We start from the raw sequence: 7,587 nt of genomic DNA on the forward strand, positions 1-7,587 counted from the left end.
AGTCGTAAATTCAGTTCATATGATTCAGCATCGTATACCGAATCAAGTACTTCAATAGCTGTTTCCAGATTCCCGGCATTTTCAGACTCATAACTGGCACTAAACGCATCACTTAAACTCTGTTGTGCAAAAGCGGGGAGGGAAAGCGATGTGAGGATAAATATGGATAAAATAGCGTGTTTTAGATATTCCATAATAGCGTCACAGTTAGATTTTGAGTTTCGTAAGGTACAGCGTTCTGTATAACGGAGCCGGATTCACCGCCAGTAAATCGGCTCTCTTTTTCTATGTTGCTGTAATCCAGAAGAAGGTTCATTTTATTTGTAATAAGGGTGTGCAACCGAATACCATATCGCGATGTTGTTACATTTGTATCGTTAAAAATAGTATGCCCATTGTCGGTAACTACGTTTAGTTGATCACCGAAATTCATAAATGCCTCAGTCCAAATACGGTTCATTAATTTGAGTCCGGCTTTTTGGGTGAAGATCAAATCCGTTCGCCAATCCTGATTTCCTGCTTTTTCCGATTGATAGTAAAGTATAGACGATGTGTAAAAACGCAGATTACCGAAAGGGAAAAGTGATAAAATTGCATTCTGCTGGAGCTGTGTAGCTCCGTTCAGGTTTGATACAGAGGATGAGATTCCGGTCTCAACATAACTGAACCGGCGATATAGACCCACTGAGCCCACGAAATCGTTATTTGTCACTCCGGTTCGAAAACTGCGTGGACGAGGGGCGGAGGTAACCGTCGTAACGTAATTGAGCAGGTTGATGTAATGCAATCCAAAGCGAAGATCCAGGCCCGGTTTAAGGAGTGTCGTTGTACCGATATAGTATTGATTCAGATAAACGGTTTCATCAGGATTAATGACCGTAGAACCATCGATATTTGAAAACAGAAAGTACGATTTTTGAAGGTGAGTATAAGTATGGCTAAACCAAGTTCGATTGCCCGCACTGTGTTCACCACCGATTTGAAACAGGTTGAATCCGGTCGAAACAGTCTGCAATCCTTCAATTTCGATGGAAGAATTGAAATTTTCGGTAGCTGATTCCGGAGCGTCCTGTTGGCCCGACCAGGAAACATATATATTTTTGAATGCCAGGTCTTTGCCGAGATTCAATTTTCGACGTGTTGCCTTTGAAAACGTTTGCTCGGTAAAATAGGCTTCATAGTTTCTGCCAGAAAACAGATAGGAATAGTAGAGATATTCCTTCAGTAGCTCATCACTGTCATTCATTTCAAACGCTTTTTGAAAATGCTGTGCAGCTCGATGATAGTTCTGTTTTTCGTAATAGGCTACCCCAAGCCGATATCGTAAATAGTAGAAATCAATTCCGTTTTTGATGGCCAGGTTTCCCGTCTCAATCAGAGTATTCCAATCCTGTTGAGACCATAACTGATAGGTTGTGGCATCTACAGTACTGGTAGTCTGCTGACCCTGACTATAGGAAACTTCAGAAAAGAATAGCATCACTATGATAATAGCTATTTGACGCATGTGGCCACCACTTTTTCTTGATAATCTATAAACTGAAATTCCCGTAATCCATCGCCATCAACCCGGAATGAAAAAGACATCTCATCGAGATTTTTCCCAAACCGATGTTTTTTTGCAGTACCATGCAACTCCAGTTCAGTTGATTGCAGACCAGAACTGTGGTCGGGATAGGTGAGTGTGAAAACTCCATCAAGGTAGCGGTAAAACGGAGCAATAAAATCCTGCATGATTGTCTGGTTGGGATTGAATATCAGATGAATCGGGTAGCTGTCGTTCAGAACCAGACCGTGTTCAAAACCAAAACTGACTTTATACGCCGACAGATAAAATTTATAGAGAAGGGAGGATCTGTCGCCTTCAAAATTGTGAAAGTGGAGCATAGCCGGTTCGTTTTTAAAATAAGCTTTAGAACCTGTTTTCCTGCATTCGATGAAACGGTTGAGTCCGCTATCGATCTTAACCTCCCAAATCACGAAATCTGAATTCCCTTCACTCATTTTAAATTTAAATATACGCCCGGGAACCAGATCGAAAGCTTTTTTCAAGGATGAATGAACCTGTATATTCGATACAAACTGTTCTTCTTTAGGAATACCGTTGTCTATCAATCTTTTATCTGATGATCCAGACCCAGCATAATAATTGGTGAGCGGATGTTTCAGTGTTTTTGATCCGATATACGGTGTCTCCTGAACTTGAAAATGGAGATGGGGATAGGGAGAATTTCCGGAGTTTCCACAAACACCAAGAATATCGCCTGTGCGTACTCTGTCGCCACGTTTAACTTTCAACGAGCCCTTTTTGAGATGACTGACCTTGGTGTAAAAGAATTCGGAATGTTTGATGACAACCGTGTTACCCCAGTTTTCGTCAAGATTTTTTTGCCCAATTACGTTGTCTTCAACATCATCTATGACATCTTCTACAGTTCCGTCAGCCGGTGCTATCACGGATTTATTGTAGCAATAGTAATCTTCCGGATAATCCCCGCTTCCCTGATATGTTTTTCCATACTCGTCTTCAATTTCAAAATCCCATGCGTGGCTCCAATCACCTTTATGGGTATAGGCTCCATTGTGTCCCTGAGTTACTTTCCAATCACCAAAAAAAGGTAGTTTTAAAGATCCGCGGGCGTAGCTGTAAAATCGATCTCGATAATTCAGAAAAGAGTAGAGATTTTTTTCCGGCGAATTTCTCTGAACAAACCAGGTAAAGAGTCTCGATTGTTCTCCGGTTCTGAATTTCAGAACATATAAAAATACAAGAACGATAATGTTAAACGGCAATGCGTAAACCGGGAGCTGAAAAACCGAAAGAACGGTATTGACACTGATTGCGATAATAGCAACCAATGGAACCAGGATAATGGCCCATATGTAAGAATAAACATTGGGAATGATAAAAAAGCCGCCTATAGCAATTGCCGTGAGAATAAAATTAAAACCTACATAGCTGTATCCCACTTCAGATATTTCTGCCCCGATAAGTCCATAAAAAGCCCATGCCGCAAAAAAACCGATTAACGATAGAGTGAACGCAATTCTTGAATAGATAAACAGCCCAACTGCAAGCAATACGCCGGAAAACACGCTGAATTGAAACAGGATCGCTCCCAGTGAGAGAAAATATGATTTGATGGGAGACGGGATTGCAAGCTGATTCCACCATTCATATACCGAGACGAGCGAAGGCCCGCCAATAATATAGAGATCGTTAAGCGTGTAGATCCAGCGTTCGTTCAGGTTTAACGCGTCGAACTCCCGTGTGGAGAGCATCAGCATCCAGAGTGCAAAGACAAACGGCAGACTCAAGTGGGGCAGATAGTATTTTCCGATAACACCTTCAAGAGTCACAGAAATGAAAAGCGTGAGCACTGAGGCGAGCAGAACGATAAAGAGAAGAATGAGTGCGGGGTCAAACTGAATACCAAGTCCGAGGCCCACCAGAAGTGAGTTAAACCCATAGTATCCTTTTTGGATTTTCTGCGGATCGAGTCCAAAAACGTAAGCTACTGAATTGGTGAACAATACGGATATCAGACCGAAAAGCCCTGCATAGAAATCAATGAATGAGACCGGAATAAGGATGGCTGCAAACATCATATTCTCAGAAAAGAATATCTGCGTGTAGCTGTTAAGCAGCCCTTTCCAAAACCAGTCAGGTGCTTTCATTGTCTTACGGTTTATTGATTTAAAAGATAGTCGGGAATCTCTTCCTGATTATTCAGTGTTTCGAGAGTTTCCTGCTTTCGTATGATATGTGTGTTGCCCTGCATATCAATCAACACCACATTTGGCCGGGTTGTGATAAATTGCAGCCATTGAGTGTTGTTGTAGGCGCCCACTCTTCGAATGACATATGGGTCACCTTTTTTGAGTAGCGGAAACACCATATTTTTTCTGATGACATCAATGTTCATGCACAGCGGTCCAAAAATGGCGGTCTCTTCGGTTTGATCGGAGACACTTTTTGCAGGCCGAATGTCGTGATCATACCAGAATGACGTGAATAGAAGGTTTACTCCTGCATCAATAATGGTTGCTCGCTGACCGTCGGCCAGCCGCTTATTAGCAATCACAGTTCCTGCAAGATATCCGGCATCGTCAATCATGGCACGCCCGTTTTCCAGTATGAGTGTGGGCAGATTGTCCGGTTTGAAATCTGCTTTCATCAGCACAGAGACAATTGCTTCGGCATAGTCGTCAAATGAGGGAGAGGTGTCGCTTCCCGGATAGTAACCACCTTTCAACGTATTGTTTGATGCGAAACCGCCCCCCATGTCAATATATTTCACGGTGTGGTCAAATTTCCGTTCAAGCCCAAGTGCCAGATCCGTCATTTTCTGAGCGGCAACCTTATAGGGTTCCGTACTCATCATATAGGTTCCGATATGAGTGTGCAGTCCCGTAAGTTCGATAGTTGGACAGTGCATAATTCGATTGAGGGCATCCCACGCTTCACCGTTTTCGTAATTAAATCCAAAACGATCCCATGCAGGATAGATGCCCACGTCCATATTCACCCGAATGGCAACTTTTGGCTTTTTAATGGATGATTTACTGATTTCTATTATGTCATAAAGCTCATCAAAATGGTCGATGTGGATCAGGGATTTATTTTCAATCGCCAGCTCGAGATCTTCTTTGGATTTATACGGACCGTTGAAAATGATCTGATCCCCGGGAACCTCGTTGGCAATCGCTTTTTTGTACTCAAAACCCGAGACAACTTCTGCCCAGGCACCTTCCTGGTGGAACACGTTACAAACAGCGTTCAGATAGTTGGTTTTGTACGACCAGGCAAAGAGCACATTGGGATATCTCGATGAAAATGCACGGTTTGAGTTTTTATACGTTTTCCTGATCGTTTTTTCTGAATAGACAAAAACGGGTGAGCCATACTGTTCCATCAAACTCTGAACCGGTACGCCTTCAATTTCTGTAATGGGCTCATGCCGAACCTGCATGCCAAATTTTGAGGGCATTCCAGCATTAACTTTTTTGATTACAGGCCGTTCAAATGGTTTTTTTTGAGCGGATTGAGATTCGTTGTTGTCCATTATAGTTCTCCGGTTGTAGATAGTTTTTGAAATTCATCCATGCTGCAAATCATATCAAACGAGTATCGGATAAATATTTTTCCGATTGCAAAATCAGTGAAGGGACTCACATTTTCTCCTGTTGCAAGCTGAATCATGGCCTCGGGTAGATTTTGTCCGGCAGCTACGGCTAGATAAACCCAAGCCGGTAGCCGTGGATTGATCTCAATGAGGAAGAGTTCATTATCGGCGGTACGTATGAGTTCCAGCTCCATTCCACCTCTCCACTTTGTGGATGCAATTAGTTTGTGTGTGTAGTCAATCATCCCGGGATCATCAAGCGTAATACCACCCCACGCTTTTCCCTTATCGGTGATATACTGCTTGCGCATGGGAACCGCTCCGACTGTTTTTCCTGTTCCGTCGCCCAGCGCTACAACATTTACCTCTGTTCCTTTTACAAACTGCTGAACTACAACCGGGAGACCCCATTTCGCACTGATCTTGTTAAAGTAGATGGCTGCCTGTTCTGAGTTGCCCGCAATAAAGGCATCATAGAATATTCCTTTAATTACCAACGGATAGTCAACTTTTTGATCTTTCTTCAAGTCGAATATTTCTGATGCTGATGTAACAGGGTAGCTGTCAGGGACTTTTATACCGTGTTTTTTACCAAAGGCGGGCAGGTTACTTTTGTGTCTCTCTTCGAACTGCTGCAACGTGGGTAAAAACGTGTGGATCCCCATTTCTTTTAATCGATCAGCCAATTTGATGAACACAAATATTTCTGAGTCAAAATTCGGAATCAGTACATCAATATTTTCCCGGTTGTGAATATAGCTGATTCTTTCCATCAAAGATTCCACACCCTCTGACGGATAGGGGACTTTATACGTTTTATCCACAAAATCGTGCATATAGGGTCCCGGTTCCAGATTTTCGTAAGCCAAACCTATGATTCGGGATTCAAATTTATTTGATTCCCGAATACCTCGTATCACCGGAATTCCCGGTCCTGGACTATCCACATTGTTCAGACCCGAAATGGCAATATTCAGTGTTTTACTCTTCATCGGGAGCCACCAGCTGCATCTGTTTCAGCATTCCGATAAAGTCATAGAAATACCTTTCAAAGGCACTTTCATCCACGTCATACTTCTGTGTAATAATTTCTGAAATCTGTTCGGGAGAATGATCCTTTTTTAAAAGCTGAATGATTTCGAGTGCGGTGGGATTCAGTGTGTATGAGTCTCCGGTGGATGGGTCAAAAACAAAACCCGTATCGCTGATAGCCAGGCTTTTTTTGATTTTCATGGCGATGTAATTAGTTGCTGAGAGACCTGATTATTCAATATTTAGAATATCAGACTTCTTTATCTAAAATAAGCTATTTGGTTGTTATTTCATATGAGGAAAGACGGAATTTAAAAAGTACCTTCCTTTTGAAAGAGGGAATTTAGGCCGGCCTGCTGGGATTGGCAGGGGTGGTTGGATAAAAATACAATAAAGAAGATTAACCCTATTCTAACCTTCAATCAATTCAGCGGACTGAATTTCTGTTTAATAGATAAGAATCAAACGTTCTTTTATATAACTTTTATTGATTACTCTCTGGAAGGTAAAGAGTTAAATTCTGGCCATTCTCCAATCCATCCAGATGGCCGGCCAGGGATTCATCCTCTGTAACAAAATGCATGTGCAGATTCGTAGAGTGATGGGTGAAAATACCGTGATGTGAATCGGACCAGAACCCCAGGATTTTAACATTTTGATCTTCAAGTACACCATTTGGTCCGGACGTTCGGTGTTTTTGATGGGTATGTACGTTATCACCTTCCGGCCAGTCGATGACGTGCCAGTTTAATGCACCGAATAAACCCTCAATTAAAAAAGGAAAAGGCCGGTCCATGTCGAGTCCATACTCTTCCGCTACGCTTTCAATCGTTTCCTGCAGCTCTTCCATAGTTGAAATGTTGTGGGGAAGCTCAATTGTATCCCAATTTTCTACAGAGGCCAGAATTAAAAGGTTGGCTTTCTCTTCATCATAAGCATCAATAAACTGCACCTGATCATTACTGACTGCCCGGGTTGAATAGGATTTCCCATCTAAAATCAGGATTTCACCTTTAAGGTTTTCGAATGCGCCTAATGCATAAAGGTGCTCCCGATCTATGAAATCGGCAAGATCCGCATTAGCAGAGATATCTCCATTCTGTATTGTTGCTCGAAGCGCACCATAATACTCAACATTATACGTTGATTGTGCCTGTAAGGAGCCGGCAAGTAAACTCATAAATAGCGAGAGAAAAAATGTGAGAGTTCGAATCATTTTTGATTTACAACTTTCATTAATATTAGTGTACACTGAAGGTAACATATTCATTTTTAAATGATTGATGTACATTTCCTTTCAATAACATGTAAATCGTATACTGAATAGTACTGAACAGGTAAATGAGGCTGTCCAAAAAGACTACATCAAAAATCAGGACATTTTATTCAGTTTCAGCACTCTACACCATAGGGGGTATTCATTTATCCC

Annotated in this window: 7 protein-coding genes; all 7 read right to left on the minus strand. The window is 41.9% G+C overall.

From position 1 onward, the window contains the following. The coding region (locus ACESM0_RS11630; RefSeq protein WP_372906379.1) for a hypothetical protein at nt 1–194 on the minus strand (194 nt) is incomplete at its 3' end. Continuing rightward, on the minus strand, nt 182–1,507 hold the full coding sequence (locus ACESM0_RS11635; protein ID WP_372906380.1) for a tetratricopeptide repeat protein: 1,326 nt from the start codon (nt 1,505–1,507) through the stop codon (nt 182–184). The genes ACESM0_RS11630 and ACESM0_RS11635, both read right to left, overlap by 13 nt. Then, the gene (locus ACESM0_RS11640; RefSeq protein WP_372906381.1) at nt 1,495–3,678 is read right to left on the minus strand and encodes an urea transporter; all 2,184 of its coding nucleotides are present in this window, start codon (nt 3,676–3,678) and stop codon (nt 1,495–1,497) included. Before ACESM0_RS11640 ends, ACESM0_RS11635 begins: the two co-directional genes overlap by 13 nt. A gap of 11 nt (nt 3,679–3,689) precedes the next feature. Further along, complete coding sequence (locus tag ACESM0_RS11645) at nt 3,690–5,066, minus strand: alanine racemase (protein WP_372906382.1); 1,377 nt, start codon at nt 5,064–5,066, stop codon at nt 3,690–3,692. Beyond that, complete coding sequence (locus ACESM0_RS11650; RefSeq protein ID WP_372906383.1) at nt 5,066–6,118, minus strand: ATP-grasp domain-containing protein; 1,053 nt, start codon at nt 6,116–6,118, stop codon at nt 5,066–5,068. The genes ACESM0_RS11645 and ACESM0_RS11650 overlap by 1 nt, the downstream gene beginning before the upstream one ends. Next, the gene (locus ACESM0_RS11655) at nt 6,108–6,359 is read right to left on the minus strand and encodes an HPr-rel-A system PqqD family peptide chaperone (protein WP_372906384.1); all 252 of its coding nucleotides are present in this window, start codon (nt 6,357–6,359) and stop codon (nt 6,108–6,110) included. Before ACESM0_RS11655 ends, ACESM0_RS11650 begins: the two co-directional genes overlap by 11 nt. A 283-nt stretch (nt 6,360–6,642) precedes the next feature. Then, a complete protein-coding gene (locus ACESM0_RS11660) occupies nt 6,643–7,374 on the minus strand; it encodes an acetolactate decarboxylase (protein ID WP_372906385.1) in 732 nt (243 codons plus the stop codon). Nucleotides 7,375–7,587: the final 213 nt, after the last annotated feature.

The sequence above is a fragment of the Rhodohalobacter sp. genome, from assembly GCF_041686455.1.
Taxonomy (GTDB): domain Bacteria; phylum Bacteroidota; class Rhodothermia; order Balneolales; family Balneolaceae; genus Rhodohalobacter.

Bases quoted from the DNA above. Each gene is read 5' to 3' on its own strand.
- ACESM0_RS11635 (WP_372906380.1), bottom strand. From the start codon at position 1,507: ATGCGTCAAATAGCTATTATCATAGTGATGCTATTCTTTTCTGAAGTT.
- ACESM0_RS11640 (WP_372906381.1), bottom strand. From the start codon at position 3,678: ATGAAAGCACCTGACTGGTTTTGGAAAGGGCTGCTTAACAGCTACACG.
- ACESM0_RS11645 (WP_372906382.1), bottom strand. From the start codon at position 5,066: ATGGACAACAACGAATCTCAATCCGCTCAAAAAAAACCATTTGAACGG.
- ACESM0_RS11650 (WP_372906383.1), bottom strand. From the start codon at position 6,118: ATGAAGAGTAAAACACTGAATATTGCCATTTCGGGTCTGAACAATGTG.
- ACESM0_RS11655 (WP_372906384.1), bottom strand. From the start codon at position 6,359: ATGAAAATCAAAAAAAGCCTGGCTATCAGCGATACGGGTTTTGTTTTT.
- ACESM0_RS11660 (WP_372906385.1), bottom strand. From the start codon at position 7,374: ATGATTCGAACTCTCACATTTTTTCTCTCGCTATTTATGAGTTTACTT.